13 protein-coding genes are annotated in these 16,416 nt (G+C 60.9%); 4 read left to right on the forward strand and 9 right to left on the reverse strand.

Annotation, left to right across the window (positions count from 1 at the left end; genetic code table 11):
- Positions 1-406 precede the first annotated feature (406 nt).
- Positions 407-1,855, forward strand: a complete 1,449-nt coding sequence (locus CQR48_RS01110; protein ID WP_101451703.1) for a putative ABC transporter permease — start codon at positions 407-409, stop codon at positions 1,853-1,855.
- 45 nt (positions 1,856-1,900) lie between these two features.
- Here CQR48_RS01110 and nrdF read toward each other — a convergent pair whose 3' ends face one another.
- The 4 genes from nrdF to CQR48_RS01130 form a co-directional block, all read right to left on the reverse strand.
- Positions 1,901-2,896, reverse strand: a complete 996-nt coding sequence (gene nrdF / locus CQR48_RS01115; protein WP_218971676.1) for a class 1b ribonucleoside-diphosphate reductase subunit beta — start codon at positions 2,894-2,896, stop codon at positions 1,901-1,903.
- A 120-nt stretch (positions 2,897-3,016) separates the two neighbouring features.
- Positions 3,017-5,185: a class 1b ribonucleoside-diphosphate reductase subunit alpha gene (nrdE, locus tag CQR48_RS01120; RefSeq protein WP_101451705.1), complete on the reverse strand. Its 2,169-nt coding sequence runs from the start codon at positions 5,183-5,185 to the stop codon at positions 3,017-3,019.
- 95 nt (positions 5,186-5,280) lie between these two features.
- Positions 5,281-5,808 (reverse strand): class Ib ribonucleoside-diphosphate reductase assembly flavoprotein NrdI, encoded by a 528-nt coding sequence (gene nrdI, locus CQR48_RS01125; RefSeq protein WP_180335088.1) that lies wholly within the window; start codon positions 5,806-5,808, stop codon positions 5,281-5,283.
- 17 nt (positions 5,809-5,825) lie between these two features.
- Positions 5,826-6,140 (reverse strand): glutaredoxin domain-containing protein, encoded by a 315-nt coding sequence (locus tag CQR48_RS01130; RefSeq protein WP_101451707.1) that lies wholly within the window; start codon positions 6,138-6,140, stop codon positions 5,826-5,828.
- A 483-nt stretch (positions 6,141-6,623) separates the two neighbouring features.
- Here CQR48_RS01130 and gndA point away from each other — a divergent pair, with 483 nt between their 5' ends.
- Positions 6,624-8,078, forward strand: coding sequence for an NADP-dependent phosphogluconate dehydrogenase (gene gndA / locus CQR48_RS01135; RefSeq protein ID WP_101451779.1), 1,455 nt, complete (start codon positions 6,624-6,626; stop codon positions 8,076-8,078).
- 1,057 nt (positions 8,079-9,135) lie between these two features.
- On the opposite strand, the gene CQR48_RS01140 is transcribed toward gndA, so the two are convergent.
- Together CQR48_RS01140 and pgl are read right to left on the reverse strand one after the other, a co-directional pair.
- Positions 9,136-10,446: an MFS transporter gene (locus tag CQR48_RS01140; protein WP_101451708.1), complete on the reverse strand. Its 1,311-nt coding sequence runs from the start codon at positions 10,444-10,446 to the stop codon at positions 9,136-9,138.
- Positions 10,447-10,454: 8 nt separating this feature from the next.
- The gene (gene pgl / locus CQR48_RS01145) at positions 10,455-11,258 is read right to left on the reverse strand and encodes a 6-phosphogluconolactonase (RefSeq protein WP_101451709.1); all 804 of its coding nucleotides are present in this window, start codon (positions 11,256-11,258) and stop codon (positions 10,455-10,457) included.
- A 112-nt stretch (positions 11,259-11,370) separates the two neighbouring features.
- On the opposite strand from pgl, the gene CQR48_RS01150 reads away from it, so the two are divergent.
- Positions 11,371-11,628, forward strand: a complete 258-nt coding sequence (locus CQR48_RS01150; protein ID WP_143252444.1) for a glycoside hydrolase family 113 — start codon at positions 11,371-11,373, stop codon at positions 11,626-11,628.
- Between the two features lie 133 nt (positions 11,629-11,761).
- Here CQR48_RS01150 and CQR48_RS01155 read toward each other — a convergent pair whose 3' ends face one another.
- Both CQR48_RS01155 and zwf read right to left on the reverse strand, forming a co-directional pair.
- Positions 11,762-12,733, reverse strand: a complete 972-nt coding sequence (locus tag CQR48_RS01155; RefSeq protein WP_101451711.1) for a glucose-6-phosphate dehydrogenase assembly protein OpcA — start codon at positions 12,731-12,733, stop codon at positions 11,762-11,764.
- Entirely contained in the window at positions 12,730-14,268 is a 1,539-nt protein-coding gene (gene zwf / locus CQR48_RS01160) for a glucose-6-phosphate dehydrogenase (RefSeq protein WP_101451712.1), read from the reverse strand. Before zwf ends, CQR48_RS01155 begins: the two co-directional genes overlap by 4 nt.
- 384 nt (positions 14,269-14,652) lie before the next feature.
- On the opposite strand from zwf, the gene CQR48_RS01165 reads away from it, so the two are divergent.
- Complete coding sequence (locus CQR48_RS01165; protein ID WP_244898874.1) at positions 14,653-15,444, forward strand: 5'-methylthioadenosine/S-adenosylhomocysteine nucleosidase; 792 nt, start codon at positions 14,653-14,655, stop codon at positions 15,442-15,444.
- Between the two features lie 57 nt (positions 15,445-15,501).
- On the opposite strand, the gene CQR48_RS01170 is transcribed toward CQR48_RS01165, so the two are convergent.
- Positions 15,502-16,317 carry a hypothetical protein gene (locus CQR48_RS01170; protein ID WP_143252445.1) on the reverse strand — a complete coding sequence of 272 codons (816 nt, stop codon included), beginning with the start codon at positions 16,315-16,317 and terminating at the stop codon, positions 15,502-15,504.
- Positions 16,318-16,416 lie beyond the last annotated feature (99 nt).

A 16,416-nucleotide genomic window follows, 5' to 3' on the forward strand; every position in this document is an offset into this window, starting at 1 on the left:
GTATGAGCATCCCAAAAGTCGCACACGGCGGTCTGCCAAAATCATGGAGGAAACCTGAAAGCGCGGGATTGCCAGTGCTGGCGGCTCACTGGGCGAAACCGGTTGTCGCGCCGACGCAAACTGTCTACTCTGGGGGCATTGTCAGCGAAACCGGTTTGTGGGGTGATGCAATATTTCGCGCAATGTTGAGAACTAAGTCTGAAAATCTCTGTTCGCCGGCCGATTTTGCAAGATATTGAGAATTTCGCGTCTGTCTGGCTGGTCGCGCATGCGTCGCACAGTAAGGGCCGGGATGATGTTACGTTAGAAACAGTTACAACAACTAGGTACGCTGGCAACAGATGCATCGTGGCGACGCAGGCCCTTGCGGATTTCGGTTGGACGATTGGCTGGATAGGAGCAGCATATGGCAGGAACTGACAACGCCGGTCTTCAAATGGCGGGTGCGGATGGGGCGTTGTTGGTGAGCGGCTCCGACAACACTGCAAACGTATGTGATACCGCCGGCAAGGGCGATGATGGGGCAGTTGCTGGCAACGCCCCCAGCTCGACTGGCACTTCTGCAACCGCCGCCCCTGCAACCCTGTCCGCGGTATCTGGCGCCATCGCCGCGCTCACGATCTCCGACGCGACCCGCGAGGCGACAGCCAACCAATTGAGCGCCGACGAGGAATCATCCTCCCTGCTTGACGATGGCAAACACACGCTCCCGTTCATCACCCGTCTCTACGGCGGCTTGGTCATGCTGCTCGGCGTGTGCGCCATCCCGCTGATCATCTACGAACTCACCTACAGCATCCGCCAGATTCTTGACGGCAAGGTCACCATCGATGCGCTTGCGCTGCCGTTCATCCTCTCCTGTGTCGAAGTGGTGGTGCTGATCGCCGACGCCGCATGCATGGCGGTGTTCGGCATCCAATTGCTGCGCAGCCGCCGGCGTCATGCCGCCCGCTGGGCTTATGCGCTGATGCCGCTCACCCTGGCGCATGGCATGTTGTCGCTTGCATTGGAAGGTTTCGGCACAAACCTGCTCGGTCCGTTCATCCAGATGACTATCTTGGTCGCCCTGTCGGTGACGCTTGACCCGGCGCTGTTGCAGGAACGCCAGCTGCAATGGCATCTCAAACGTATGGACGACCATGAGGCGTATGACAAGGCCGTCCAAGAGAATATGCTCGGCCGCGACCAGAGTGGCAAAGGCTATATTTCCCTTGACTATTTCAATATTTTCTGGCTGTTTGTCGTCGGTTGCGTGGTGGGGCTGATTATCGAGACCATCTACCATTTTGCGCTTGTCCACGAATATCAAGATCGCGCGGGTCTGCTTTGGGGGCCGTTCTCTCCGATTTATGGTTGCGGTGCGGTGATTTTGACGGTGTGCCTGAACCGGTTGTGGCGTAAGAATCCGGTGCTGATCTTCTTCGCGAGCGCGGTGATCGGCGGCGCGTTTGAATTCTTCGTCAGCTGGTTCATGGAGGCGGCGTTCGGTATCACCGCATGGGATTACACCGGTCAATGGCTGTCGATTGGCGGGCGCACATCGGGTAAGTACATGGTGTTCTGGGGTTTGCTCGGGCTCGCGTGGATCAAGTTCGTGCTGCCGTACCTGTTGCGTCTGATCAACAGGATTCCGTGGAAGATCAGGTATTCATTGACCGCGGTGTGCACGGTGCTGATGCTGGTTGACATCGTGATGACGCTGATGGCGCTGGACTGCTGGTACAGCCGTGTTTCTGGCGTGCCGCAGAACGCTCCGGTCACGCAGTTCTTCGCCCAGCATTTCGATGATGCGTATATGCAGCATCGGTTCCAGACGATGACGATTGATCCGTCGAAGTCCGGGCGTATTGCCTGACTTCGACGGATCTGCGGCTGCGGGTTCTGACGTTCGGATTCCGACCTAGAAATCCCAATCGTCGTCGTCGGTTTCCTCGGCCTTGCCCATCACGTAGGACGAGCCCGAACCGGAGAAGAAATCGTGGTTTTCGTTCGCCGAAGGTGACAGCGCGGCCAGGATTTCCGGGCTCACCTGGGTTTCCTCGGCGGTGAAGCGTGTGGGATAGCCGAGGTTCATGAGTGCCTTGTTCGCGTTATATCGCACGAACGCAAGCACATCGGGCAGGAAGTCGAAGCCCGCGTACACGTCCTTGGAATACTCGATTTCCAGATCGTAGAGGCGGTCGAGCAGGTCCATCGTGAAGTCGTGCAGCATCTGCTGGTCTTCGGCGCTGCGGGTCTCAAGTCCGCGCTGGAACTTGTAGCCTGAATAATACCCGTGGATCGCCTTGTCTCGAAGAATGAGACGAATCATATCAGCGGTGTTCATCATGGTGCCGCGGGCTGCGAAATACAGCGGCAGGTAGAAGCCCGCGTACAGCAACAGCGACGAGAGCAGTGTGGCGGCGACCTTGCGTTTGAGCGGGTCGTCGCTCTCATACTGTTCGAGCACCGTATCGACGCGCTCCTGCAGGATGTCGTTGCCCACGGCCCAACGGTACGCCTCATCAATCTGCTCGCTGGAGCACAGCGTGGAGAAGATTGACGAATACGAACGCGCGTGAATGGACTGCATGAACGCGATATTCGTGTACACCGCCTGCTCGTGCTCGGTGCGCGCATGTTCGATCTGGCAGATTTCGCCGATGGTCGCCTGCGTGGTATCAAGCAGCGTGAGACCGGTGAACACGCGCACGGTAGTGGTGCGCTCGCGCTCGCTGAGCGCTCGCCAGTCGGGCACGTCGTTCGATAGCGGTACTTTCTCGGGCAGCCAGAAGTTGGCGACGAGGCGGTTCCACACTTCGAGATCCTTGTCGTCGATGATGCGGTTCCAGTTGATGGGGCGCACGCGCGAACCGTGATGGTATCGGTATTGCGCCGGGGTGATGGACGCGTCCATCATCGCGTCATCGGCGATGCGGACAGTGCGGGGTGCGGCGGGGGTGGTGGTCATGATGTTCCTTCGGTCGGTTCAATGGTTCATTGGTTCATGGGACAAGGATTGGCGGAATGACGCCGCTCACAGCATGCAGCTGACGCAGCCTTCGACGTCGGTGCCTTCGAGCGCCTGCTGGCGGATGCGGATGTAATACAGCGTCTTGATGCCCTTGCGCCACGCGTAAATCTGCGCCTTGTTGAGATCACGCGTCGTGGCGGTGTCGGGGAAGAACAACGTGAGCGACAGCCCCTGGTCCACGTGCTTCGTGGCTTCGGCGTAGGTGTCAATAATCGCCTTCCAGCCGATTGTGTACGCGTCCTCGAACATGCCGAGATTCTCGTTGGTCATGTATGGCGCCGGGTAATATACGCGGCCGGTCTTGCCTTCCTTGCGGATTTCGATGCGCGCGGCGATCGGGTGGATTGAGCTCGTGGAATGGTTAATGTACGAAATCGACCCGGTCGGCGGCACGGCCTGCAAGTAGGCGTTGTAGATGCCGTCGCGTAGCACTTGGGCTTGCAGCTCGCGCCAATCGTCGGCTGAAGGGATGGTCACGCCGAAACGATTGAACAGGTCGCGCACGGTGTCGGTCTGCGGTTCGGTGTGGTATGTGCCGTCGACATACTTGTCGAAATAGTTGCCTTCGCCGGCCGGTTTGGCATACGCGCTGTCGTCGAACCCAGCGAAACGGGTACCGCGTTCGGCGGCGATCGCATGCGAGGTGCGGTATGCGTGGTAGGCGACCGTCATGAAATACATATCCGTGAAATCAAGCGCTTCATCACTGCCGTACCGCAGGCCTTCGCGGCCGAGGAACCCGTGTAGGTTCATCTGCCCCAGGCCGATCGCGTGGCTTTCCTCGTTGCCGCGCCGGATGGACGGCACACAGTCCAGTCGCGTGTGGTCGCTGACTGAGGTGAGCGCGCGGACGGCGGTTTCGACACTCGCGACAAGGCCCCCGTCCATCGCCTTCGCGATATTGAGTGACCCCAGATTGCAGGAGATATCACGGCCCACATGCTCGTAGCCAAGGTCCTCGCGGTAGGTGCTCGGCTCCTGCACCTGCAGGATCTCGGAGCACAGGTTGCTCATGGTCACGCGGCCTTTGAGCGGGTTCGCGCGGTTCACGGTGTCCTCGAACAGCATGTACGGGTAGCCGGATTCGAATTGCAATTCGGCGAGCGTCATGAAGAATTCGCGCGCATCGATATACGTCTTGCGGATGCGGTCATCGGCCAGCATCTCGTCATAGTGTTCCGTGACCGAAATATCGGCGAATGGTACACCATAGACACGCTCTACATCGTACGGACTGAACAGGGCCATGCGTTCGCGGCGTTTGGCCAGCTCGAAGGTGATGTCCGGAATCACCACGCCGAGGGCCAGCGATTTGATGCGGATCTTCTCATCTGCGTTCTCGCGCTTGGTGTCGAGGAAGCGCATGATATCAGGGTGATGCGCGTTGAGATACACCGCGCCGGCCCCCTGGCGCGCCCCCAGCTGGTTCGCGTAGCTGAACGAGTCCTCGAGCAGTTTCATGACCGGGACCACGCCGCTTGACTGGTGTTCGATGCGCTTGATCGGGGCGCCCGCCTCGCGCAGATTCGTCAGCAGGAGTGCTACGCCGCCGCCGCGCTTGGACAGTTGCAACGCCGCGTTGATACCGCGCGAAATCGACTCCATATTGTCTTCGATACGCAGCAGGAAGCAGCTCACCGCCTCGCCGCGCTGCGCTTTGCCAAGATTCAGGAAGGTCGGCGTGGCGGGCTGGTAGCGGCCGGAAATGATGGCGTCCGCGTACTCGATCGCACGCTGCTCGTCACCGTCCGCAAGCTCCAGAGCGACGGCGGCACAACGCTGTGGGAAATCCTCCAGATACTGCGAGCCGTCAAACGTCTTGAGCGCGTAAGATGCGTAGAACTTGAACGCGCCGAGGAAGGTCTCGAACGTGAATCCCTGATGTTCTACATGGTCGTAGAAGTTGTCCAGAAAATCGTCCGAATACTGGTCAAAGACGCGACGGTCGTAATATCCCTGATCCAGCAGGTAGGCGAGGCGCTCGCGGGTGGAGACGAACCGCATGGTGCGCGGCTCGACCTGGTCTTGCATATACGCGTCGACAGCCTGATGGTCAGCATCGAAGCGAATGCGGCCGTTGTCATCGTATAGGTTGAGCATCGCGTTGAGGGCGTGATAGTCGGGAGCCGCCTGCGGAATGGTGAATTGGGGCGATGTGGCGGTTGCGGTCATGGTTGGCCTTTCTGGTTGGTGCGGTGATTGTGGATGAGGTGGGGGAGATGAGTGATGGTGGGGATGGTTGATTGGTTGCGGAGCTTTCAAGGGTTTCAGTCGGACCGGTCGGTTTCGGCCGCCGCGAGCCGCAGAAAGAAGCCGCGCAGCCCCTCACGGACCTTGCGCATGTCCTCGGGTGTGCCGGTCAGTTCGAAGGAATACAGGAACGGCACGTGGCATTTCGCGGCGATCACGTCACCCGCCGCGCAGAACGCATCGCCGAAATTCGTGTTGCCGGACGCGATGACCCCGCGCAGCAGTCGGCGGTTGCCGCGGTCATTGAGAAAACGGCGAACCTGCGGCGGCAGGGCTTTCGAAGTGTCGCCACCGCCGTACGTCGGCACGACGATCACGAACGGTTCGTTGACAACCAGCGGGGCGCTCTTCGGGCGCAGCGGGATGCGATACACGTTGAGTCCGGCCTCGGGTAGGTGGCAATTCGCGATGAATCTCGCGGTGTTTTCCGACGCGGAGGAGAAGTACACGACCGCGCCGATGTGGGTAGCGGTTGCGCTTGATTCCGGGGCACTCGGGCTTGGTGCGCCGGGTGTCGCGATACTGGAACCCAAGTCGTCCGTCATGCATGCGGATGTGTCGGTCATGCCCGGTTCCCGTCGATCGCTAGGGCGGATTGCGTGTCTGCGTTTGCGTTTGCATTCGTGTCTGTTGCCGTGTCTGCGGTCGCGAGCGCTCCGGCGAGCTGGTCGATGAGGTCCGGCCGGTATCCCGACCACGCGGCATCCGGCGTAATCACGACGGGCGCTTGGCGGTATCCGGCCTGGACCAGCTGCTTCAGCGTCGCGGGGTTCTCGCTCAAATCGACGGTTTCGAAGGTGATCTCGCGGTCGCGCAGGCGGCGTTTGGTCGCTTCGCACTGCTGGCATTGCGGTTTGGTGAACACGGTGATGGTCAACTGTCCTCCTTGGTCGAAAGCGTCATGACGGAAGCCGTCGTGGCGGTGTCGGAACTGTTACGCTACACGACTGGGTAGGAACAAAAAACCACCATCGCTAGTGGCGTGTCGAGCGTGTCGCTACTATATCTAGTGATTTCCGGAAGCCGTCCATCATAGTCGGGAGAACGATTCCGGGGTGTGCGCGTTCTGGGCGGCGACGATGCCGACCGGCAATCGAAATGTGAGGTATCCGACAAATCCGTGGTTCGGACTTGACATGTCCGTGTGCACGAGTGCGGGTATCGCGGACGCATCTCGTGTTTGCTGCCGTCAGGGCAATCCGCGGTACTGCTCAGGGCGTATTCGTGGAACGCAGTGGGCACTCCGCCCAAGGCTCGCGATAGACTGACAGCTGATGTACGCGGCGAACAGCCGCGCCTGCGAATGAACGCGTATGAACGTGTCATCGAACCTGTCATCGGACTTGGGAAAGGTAACGTAATGGCCGTAGAAGCTACTGCAAATATCGGCGTCGTCGGACTGGCGGCAATGGGCTCCAACCTCGCCCGCAACCTGGCGCATCACGGGAACACCGTAGCCGTGTATAACCGGCATTACGAGCGTACGGAAAAGCTCATCAACGAGCATGGCAACGAAGGCAAGTTCGTGCCGTCGAAGACCATCGAAGAATTCGTCGCCTCGCTCAAGCGTCCGCGCACCGCGATCATCATGGTCAAAGCGGGCGGCCCGACCGACGCGGTGATCAACGAACTCGCCGACGCCATGGAACCGGGCGACATCATCGTCGACGGCGGTAACTCCTACTTCGAGGACACCATCCGCCGAGAGAAGGAGATTCGCGCTCGCGGTCTTCACTTCGTCGGCTGCGGCGTGTCCGGCGGCGAGGAAGGCGCGCTCAACGGCCCGTCCCTCATGCCCGGCGGCACCGAGGAATCCTGGAAGACTCTCGGCCCGATCCTCAAGTCCATCGCGGCTGTCGCCGAAGGCGAACCGTGCGTTACGCATATCGGCGAGAACGGTGCCGGCCACTTCGTCAAGATGGTCCACAACGGCATCGAATACGCGGACATGCAGCTCATTGCGGAAAGCTACGATCTCATGCACCGCGGGCTCGGCATGGATGCCGCCGAGATCGGTGACGTGTTTGAAGAGTGGAACAAGACCGAGCTGAATTCGTATCTGATTGAAATCACCGCCGAGGTGCTGCATCAGGTTGACGCGAAGACCGGCAAGGCGCTGGTGGATGTGATTGTTGACCGCGCAGGCATGAAGGGCACTGGCACGTGGACTGTGCAGACCGCGCTGTCGCTTGCGATTCCGGTGACGGGCATCGCCGAAGCGGTGTTCGCGCGTGGCTTGTCCGGCATGACCGAACAGCGCGCCGAAGCGCAGAAGCAGCATCTCGCCGGCCCTGAGCAGAAGCTTGATGTCGCGCCGGCCGAACGTGCCGCGTTCATCGAGGATATCCGCCACGCGCTGTACGCCTCGAAGATCGTCGCCTACGCGCAGGGCTTCGATGAGATTCAGGCCGGTGCCAAGGAGTACGGCTGGAATATTGATTTGGCTGCGGTGGCTCGGATTTGGCGTGGCGGCTGCATTATTCGCGCGCAGTTCCTCAACCGTGTGGCTGAGGCGTTCGAATCTGGCGAGGCTGATATTTCGCTGCTGTTCGCCCCGTACTTCAAGGATGCGATTGCCAAGGCGCAGGATTCATGGCGTCGCGTGGTCGCTAAGGCTGCACTCAACGGCATGCCGACCCCGGCGTTCGCCAGCTCGCTGTCCTACTACGACGGCCTGCGTTCCGACCGTCTGCCCGCCGCCCTGATTCAAGGCCAGCGTGACTACTTCGGCGCGCACACCTACGGCCGTATCGACCAGCCCGGCGCCTTCCACACGTTGTGGGCCGAACCCGGCCGTCCCGAAATCACTGCGTGATTTCAGGACGGTAGGCACGGCCCGGTGGGCCGTGCCTAGGGTTCGGCTGCGGCGCGCGATAGTGCGCGCCGCAGTAAATATTGAGCCCGGCCGTAGGCCGGTCAGTAATTGCAGGGCCGGAGGCGAGCCGCATCGGCCCTTGCAAATCAATGCCTCCAAACTGGTTACGCTGACGACTCTCTCAGCGTAACCAGTTTGTGTAATTGGGGGCTCGTGCATATCGGCGGCTGTGTTGTCTTGATGTCGTTTTGCCTGCTGAACGTTGGCTGGCCCGGGAGTTTATGCTGATAGTCCTTGTCGTGCCCTAATCTCCCAGATTCTGCGGGAGTTTATGCTGATTTAGGCAATTCGCCGCTAAACTCCCGTGCCGGACGCGGGAGTTTACGAGAATCCGGCATTCTCATGCATGATTTCCCAACAAGAACGTTGGAATTCCGCGATTCATAAAAATCGGCTCCGAAGCCGTTTTTGGGAGAACTCCGCCAGATTCATGCTTTCGCGCTAAACTCCCGTGCGCATCCGGGAGTTTGCTGCCCTCGAGACGATTCATAACAGAACTCCCGCATCGGTCTTGGCAATTTGTCCAGCCGCATCCCGTTCCAGTACAGGGCGCTCGATGTCCAGCAGCCAATCTCAATAATCCCAATATTTTTCGGTTCCGCCCTCTCGCAGCGAGATGTTTAGAGAAAAGTCTAAACATCTCGCGTCTGAACGCCATCCGACGGACTATTGCAGATTCCGTGCCCATGCCGTCTCAAGCGCCTGTCTCGAAATCGTTGGAATTCCGCGGTTTTTATAGAATCGGTCGCGCAGGCGGCCATCCCGATTCCTCAATTTCTTCAGGAATCTGTCTTTTCCGCCGAGTTTTCCAGACTGAAATCTGAAAAACTCGTGATTTGCGCCTTCTGAACCGAGATGTTGAGATTTTCCCAAACTGGCTGCCGCAAACTGACAGCGCTCATTGTCCTGTCGGTGCAGCCAGTTTGCGGAATGGAAGACGTGTGCGGAGAGCAGCGCGCAGCGGTGCATAGTCCCCATGGTTTGTGGCCGTCCGCGGCTACTCCAGCGGTGTGCGATCCCACTGGTCGGCGCGTGGAATGGTGCGCAGGCTGCGCGAACTGACGATTAGCAGCATACTGACGAGCATCACCGCCCAGAACACCAGCATCGTCCCGCTGAATCCGAGAGCGGGCAGCAGACTTCCGGCCGTCGCTGAGCAGAACGCGGACAGTGCTTGAGCTGGCACGGTGAGCGTCACGGTGATACGCCCCTGCATCGTGTCGGGCGTCTTACCGAAAATGAACCCGAGTTGCAGCGCGTTGATGATCGGGAACGGCAGGCACATCACGGCGTTGGCGATAAGCAGCACCCAGTAGTTGTCGGTCAGCAGCATTGGCAGCGAAGCGATGCAGATGAACACGAATCCGCAGCATGTTACCGGCCCGACCGGTGCGGTATCACTGATCCGTCCGGCGATGAACGCTCCAGCCAACATCGCGAGGAATACGCCCGTATTCACGAATCCGATGAGCGTCGCGTTCATATCGGTGCGCATCAGATGCAGCTGAATCGCATACTGGAAGCCATTGACCCCGAAATTCGCCAGCGCGGACGACACCATCGTCAACACCAGCATCCTGCGGTGCAGCGACCACGACCATCCTTCGGCGAAATCACGGAAAAATGACGCGCCGCCCGCTTTCCCACCGTCATCGTCGCTATCGCCGTTGCCGCTATCGCTGCCGTTCCGTGGATTTCCGCCGACTCGGATACGTGTCGCAGCCACGCCTGCCAGCAGGTACATGACCGCAGCCGACAGGAACGGCAACCACGGGGCGATGCCGTACAGCAGGCCGCCGACTGGGCTGCCGGCCATGTTGATGGTCGCGTCGCGACCTTCGTTGAGACTGCGCGCTTTCGGATATGAGCGAATATCGACGATGGATTTGAGCATCGCATCCGAGGCGGGGCCAAGGAACCCGTTGACCGCGGACTCGAACACCGCGATAGCGAGCAACACGGGGAAGACCAGCTTGCCGGCCATGAGCAGCACGGCGACTGACCCCCAGCAGATGACACCCATAGTTGCGTTCACGATAATGAGCGTTTTGCGGTCGTGGCGGTCGGCGAATGTCCCGCCGAACACGGCGGTCACCTGCTGTGCGATCGCGGCCAGCGAGCCCAACCAACCCGCTGCTGTGGTCGATCCGGTGAGCTTGTATCCGATCAGAGAGACCGCCAGATACCGCAGGGCCACGCCGATGGCCGTCGCGCTGTCTGCGGTGAACCATGGCAGATAGCCTGGAATATTCCACAACCTGTTCTCGTGCTCGGGGGCAGCCTGGCTGCAGGCCTGTTGAGTCCGCATCTAGAGCCTTACAGTTGCGCAGCCGCGTCGGGCGTGGTGAACCAGACGAGTTCGTCGGTGGCGTCTGCGAAGGATGACGGCCAGGCGGGATCATTGCGCGTGGCGAATACGTGGGCCAGCGCGTCGGCTTTTCCGGCGCCGGCGGTCAGGAACCACATGCGTCGTGTTTGCGCGAGCAGCGGTGCGGTCATGCTCAGACGCAGCGGCGGCATCTTGGGGGAGTGATTCACGCCGACGACCAGTCGATCGGTGACGGACACCTCGGCATGCCCCGGGAACAGCGATGCGTAATGGCCATCCGGACCCATACCCATCACGGCGATATCCATCACCGGCACGACACCCAGCTTGCGGACCAGTTCGCGCTCGTACGCGCGCGCCGCCTCATCGAGCAGCGCATCGGTCGTCGTGTCGTCTGCCGCCGCGATATCCGCAGCATTCCGGGTATCCGCAGCCATCTCGTGGATATTGGACTCGGGGAGCCGCCCTTCGGCGACCAGCCGGTCGAGCAGCATGCGGCGGGCCTGCAACGCGTTGCGGTCGTCATCATCGGCGGCGATGAATCGTTCGTCCGCCCACCACAGGTGCACGCGCGCCCAGTCGATGGTGTCGGTCAACGGGTTGGATGCCATGTATTCCAACGCTTTGATGGTGTCCGAACCGCCGGTGAGCGCTACATCCACGCGGGTGCGGGTCTTACTGCCGGCGAGTCGTTCGCCGAGCAGGTCGGCGATGGCGAGCAGCAGCCGTTGCGCACCGGCTTGGGCGACCGCGTCTTTGGTCGGATATACCACGAGTGTGCGTTGAGCCATAATTCCTCCTGATTCCGCGTGCCTCAAACCAACGGTTGCGTTCGGCGGGCATGTTTTTCGATCTTCTTGCCAGCATAGTCGCAGCGCGGTAACCGGGCGGGTGACTGTCTGCGTGACTGTCTTCGTGGGACCGCCGGATCGCAGCATCCCCAACAGCTGGACGCTCGAAGGACCGGTCGATCTGCAAGCGCAGGCAGACTGGTATCGCAGCCTGTTCGACGCGATGGCCTCGCGTGACTGGGTCCGCGGCTGCGTGCTGTGGAGCTGGCCGCCGGTCCTGTACAGCGCCGACGCTGCAGCCTCCGACCGCTACTACGAGTTCTACAACAAACCCGCCGAATCCGTAATCCGCGAGGCCTTCGCCCGCTGATTGGCGATGGGAGAGCGGATTGATTATGCCGCTACATACCAAGAACGCCCGGTCATACAACACTTGCTCATCAGTGCTATACGACCGGGCGTTCCTGAGCCAGCATGCCTTACGCGGCAGAAATCTGCCTGGCTCAGTGCCAGATCAAATCCCAGCCCTTGTTGATGACGTCCGCGTAAACCTCATCGGGGTCCATTCGGCGCAGCTCCTCGGTCAGGCAGTCTTCGAGCGTACGCACCGGCACGCTGATCGGCTGCGGGGTCTGCCCGGGAACGCTGATAATCGACTGGTCCTCGTGCGGGCGTTCCAGCGACAGCACGCCGCCGTCCTCGCGGGTCAGATACACACCCGTGACTGCCTCCGCGTTCTCGTCGGCATCGAAATCAACCGGCACGTTGAGCTTGAGCCGCAGCCAAGCGCGCAGCAGATCCGCTGGCAGGAAATCGCTCGGCGCGGTGACGCGGGCGTGCACAATCGGGATGTGCGGCGGCTGGTCGACCATGGAGGCGAGCATGGCGCGCCACACGGTCAGGCGTGTCCACGACAGGTCCACATCCTGGGCGGACCAGTTGCGGCGGAGCCGTTCGATGGTGGCTTCCGGATTGCTGGAACGCATCGCGTCGGTGATGCGGCTGGACGCCATGGCGCCAAGCAGATCCTTTGACGGGTTGGACGGCGGGTTTGTCGGCCACCAGGCCACAACCGGCGCGTCCGGCACGAGCAGCGGGATGACGAGCGTGTCGAGGTGATTGACCAAGCCGTTGCGCGGGCGAAGCACGATGACTTCGCCGGCGCCGGCGTCCGCGCCGAATCGTACTTGCGCGTCGAGATTGGATTCGTCGGCCGCGTTTTCGCTCTCGGAGGTCGCTTCGCCCTCTCCGGAAACGATGGAGGCATGCGTGTTCGGCACAATCGCGATCACACGGCAGGGATGCTCACGGCTCGCCGCATTCGCGACTTCCAGCGAGTTCTCAAGCTCGGCGTCGTCGGTACGAATCAGCAGCGTGAGTACGCGCCCGGTCGCCGATTCGCCGCGCTCCTCATGCAGTTCGTCGATTTTCGCGGAGATTTCGCGGGTTCGAGTATTAGGCAGGTCGATAATCATGGCATCCTCCAATGGCGGCCGTCACGGGCCAGCATCTCATCGGCTTCCGTCGGGCCCCACGTGCCGGCACGATACGGCTGCGGCTGGCCGAGCGTCGACCAGAACTGTTCAATCGGGTCAAGGATCTTCCAGCTCAAATCCACTTCCTCGGTGGTCGGGAACAGCGGCGGATCGCCGAGCAGCACGTCAAGAATCAGGCGCTCGTAGGCTTCCGGGGAGCTTTCAGTGAAGGAACGGCCATAGCTGAAGTCCATGGACACGTCACGCACTTCCATCGCGGAGCCGCCGGGGACTTTCGCGCCGAACCGCATGGTCACGCCCTCATCCGGCTGCACGCGGATCACGACCGCATTGCTGCCCAGCTCGCGGACCGCGGTCTGCTCGAACGGCAGGTGCGGGGCGCGCTTGAACACGACGGCGATTTCGGTGACGCGCTTGCCCAGACGCTTGCCGGTGCGCAGGTAGAACGGGACGCCGGCCCAGCGGCGGGTGTCCACGTCGAGGCGAATCGCAGCATACGTTTCGGTGGTGCTTGACTTGTCGATGCCTTTCTCGTCCAGATAGCCGACCACCTCGTGCGAACCCTGCCAGCCGCGGGCGTACTGGCCGCGAGCCGTATTGGCACGCAGATCCTTGGGCAGGCGGACGGCGGAGAGCACCTTGGTCTTCTCGGCTGTCAGATCCTGCGCGGAGAAGCTGACCGGCTCCTCCATCGCGGTGAGCGCCATAAGCTGCAGCAGATGGTTCTGGATGATGTCGCGTGCGGCGCCGATGCCGTCATAGTAGCCGGCGCGGCCGCCGATGCCGATATCCTCGGCCATCGTGATCTGCACGTGATCCACGTAATTGGAGTTCCAGATCGGCTCGTACATTTCATTCGCGAAGCGCAGCGCGAGAATGTTCTGTACGGTTTCCTTGCCGAGATAATGGTCGATGCGGAACACCGAGCTCGGGTCGAAGACTTCGGAAACCACGCGGTCCAGTTCCTTGGCGCTCTGCAGATCGTGGCCGAACGGCTTCTCGATGATGACGCGCCGCCATGCGCCTTCGCTGGAGCGCGACAGGCCGGATGCGGCGAGTTGCTTGGATACGAGCGGGAATGCGCGCGGCGGTACCGACATGTAGAAGGCGTGGTTGCCTTGCGTGCCGCGGTCGCGGTCAAGCTCCTGCACGGTGTTGCTCAGCCGTTCGAATGCGGCGGGATCGTCGAAAGTGCCTTGTACGAAGCGGATGCCCTTGGCGAGGTTCTCCCACGTGGATTCCTTGAACGGGGTGCGGCAACGGGCTTTGACTGCTGTTTTGACGAATTCGATGAAATGCTCGTTGGTCCAGTCGCGTCGGGCGAAGCCGGTCAGTCCGAAGCTTGGCGGCAGCAGGCCGCGGTTTGCCAAGTCGTATACGGCTGGCAGGAGCTTCTTCTGAGCCAGATCACCGGTCACGCCGAAAATCACCAGGCTGCATGGGCCGGCGATGCGCGGAAGACGCAGGTCGCGCGGGTCGCGCAGCGGGTTGGTCCAGATTGGTGTGTTGCTCATGCCTCCATCGTACTTGCCGGGGGTCACGAGCCAAGTGATTGTCCGCGGTATGATGCGGGTTTCACGACTGGCGTATCGATTGCGGCGGGCTGGCGAGCGTGATGGTGAGGGCGTGATGTTCGATGAGATACCACCCTGTTATGCGACCGTTTGACCGCACAGCTGACGGATACCTGCGGATTCCAGTCGTGCCATAGGACAATCACTCCACTGTGTGACTGACGAGTCGCACAGCGTGGAGATATAGCAGGAATCCGGTTCTGTTTGGTGGCTAACTGTCAGCGGTGTGACTGCTGTGTCGCCCAGTGGCTGGATTCGGCGCGATCTCGTCGGACGCATCAACAACCCCGCCGAATGTCGCAACCGTGTCCGACGATCGAAGGTATGGAGACTCATCATCGCGTTGCGGTGCTGTGTGCGCTGCCGCTGGAAGCTGAACCCATTGTCGAGGCCTTGCAAGGCGCCGAACGGAGCCGGCGGTATGGCACGGATCTGGTCACCGGTCAACTCGGCGATGTGCCGGTCGTCGTATGCGTGGGCGGTATGGGGAAGGTCGCCGCTGGCGCCGCCGCCCAGATGCTCATCTGCGAATATCATCCGGAAACCTTGATATTCAGCGGTATTGCGGGCAGTCTCAATCCGCTGTTGGAGATCGGCGACATCGTAATCGGCCGTTCACTGGTGTATTTGGAAACCAACAACGACATCATCGCCGAATGCGACCCCTTCCTGCACACCTATGCGTCCGATGATCATCTTTCCGCGCTCGCCTGCCGGGTGCTGGACGAGCAGGGGTATCGTCGCGTGCCGTCATTGGCTGAAATGGACGGTACCGCCGCTGCTGTTGCCGCCACTGACAACGATCCCAACCGCCGGTACACGCTCGGCACAATCGCAACCAGCGACCAGTTCAACACCGATCCCGAGGTGCTTGATCACACCCGCCGCGTCTGGCATGGCGACTGCGAGGAGATGGAGGGCGCGGCGGTCGCTCACGTGTGCGCCAAAAATCGCGTCCCCTTCCTGGCCGTGCGCGCGATGAGCAACCGCTGCGGCGAGGCTTACGAAGACCTCAACCGTCACCAATCGGACATGACCCTCGCCACCCAAAACGCCGGGGCGGCGGTCCGGGCGGTCCTATCAGCGTTACATGTGGCACAAATCCACCACGCATAAGCCGAACTCTCGCGGAATTACCCGAAATTCACCGCACGCCACCACCCATACGGCCGGTCACCGAGGGAAGCGCAGAATCTGGTAGGCGAACACGCAAGCGGTACCGTAGGACGGGGTGATGGTGACGATGCGGGCGGTGTCATTGCCGTCCGAGCCGATGCTCAACGTGGTTCGCTGTACCTGCTTGTCGTCACACCGTATGGTGCCGCGTTTCGCGGTGCTACCGATTTCGTAATCAACCGTCAGATTTCCCGTGCCGATGCAGTACACCGTCAGCTGATACGTGCCCGCCTCAATCTGGAAGTTCTCCACGTTGTGCGCGACATTGGGCTGCCGCAATCCGTACGTTCCGGTGGAATAGCTGGGCGATGGGCCGAATTGCGTGACAAGCTCTGCGCCTGCGGACTCGCCGTCATCATTTTCGATTGCCAGCTTGCCGGCGTCGAGAGACTCCTCGATCTGTCGCGTATATGATGCCGGAAGCTCCGGGGCTGATGCGCGTTTGCCGCCGGCGCTGCCTTCGGACGCGCCACTCGCTGAGGCAGATGGGCTTGTCGAGACTGAGGATCTTGCCTCCGAGGAAATCTGCTCTTTCGCGACAAGTGCGCTCTGCCCGCCGCGCTCGCCATGTCCGCCGATGATACCCGTCAGCGCGACCGTCGCCGCGATAATCATTGCCGCGACGACTACCGCCGCCAAAGCCGTACGAATTGCTCTGTTGCGGTTGTTGCTGTGCTTGTCGTCCATCTTCGACCCCCACTCCGCGCTTCGGTTGTCGCAGCAATCCTCGGTGATTGCCGCTACGAACATACCGTGGTTGTCACAGTAGTCCCCCGCGGCCCACGTCGCAAGACTCGCCTCGCTTCTTGTCATGCTTATTTGTGTTGTGCAGATTCGCTGTCATCAGTCAGGAACCCGGCAAAATCGAAACAAATCGCCCAACAGCCATCAGGCGGAAGGGAAGGGGGAGTT

The sequence above is a fragment of the Bifidobacterium thermophilum genome, from assembly GCF_002846655.1.
Taxonomy (GTDB): domain Bacteria; phylum Actinomycetota; class Actinomycetes; order Actinomycetales; family Bifidobacteriaceae; genus Bifidobacterium; species Bifidobacterium thermophilum.

Bases quoted from the DNA above. Each gene is read 5' to 3' on its own strand.
- zwf (WP_101451712.1), bottom strand. From the start codon at position 14,268: ATGAGCAACACACCAATCTGGACCAACCCGCTGCGCGACCCGCGCGAC.
- CQR48_RS01155 (WP_101451711.1), bottom strand. From the start codon at position 12,733: ATGATTATCGACCTGCCTAATACTCGAACCCGCGAAATCTCCGCGAAA.
- gndA (WP_101451779.1), top strand. From the start codon at position 6,624: ATGGCCGTAGAAGCTACTGCAAATATCGGCGTCGTCGGACTGGCGGCA.
- nrdI (WP_180335088.1), bottom strand. From the start codon at position 5,808: ATGACGGACGACTTGGGTTCCAGTATCGCGACACCCGGCGCACCAAGC.
- nrdF (WP_218971676.1), bottom strand. From the start codon at position 2,896: ATGGACGCGTCCATCACCCCGGCGCAATACCGATACCATCACGGTTCG.
- CQR48_RS01170 (WP_143252445.1), bottom strand. From the start codon at position 16,317: ATGACAAGAAGCGAGGCGAGTCTTGCGACGTGGGCCGCGGGGGACTAC.
- pgl (WP_101451709.1), bottom strand. From the start codon at position 11,258: ATGGCTCAACGCACACTCGTGGTATATCCGACCAAAGACGCGGTCGCC.
- CQR48_RS01140 (WP_101451708.1), bottom strand. From the start codon at position 10,446: ATGCGGACTCAACAGGCCTGCAGCCAGGCTGCCCCCGAGCACGAGAAC.
- nrdE (WP_101451705.1), bottom strand. From the start codon at position 5,185: ATGACCGCAACCGCCACATCGCCCCAATTCACCATTCCGCAGGCGGCT.
- CQR48_RS01110 (WP_101451703.1), top strand. From the start codon at position 407: ATGGCAGGAACTGACAACGCCGGTCTTCAAATGGCGGGTGCGGATGGG.
- CQR48_RS01165 (WP_244898874.1), top strand. From the start codon at position 14,653: ATGGAGACTCATCATCGCGTTGCGGTGCTGTGTGCGCTGCCGCTGGAA.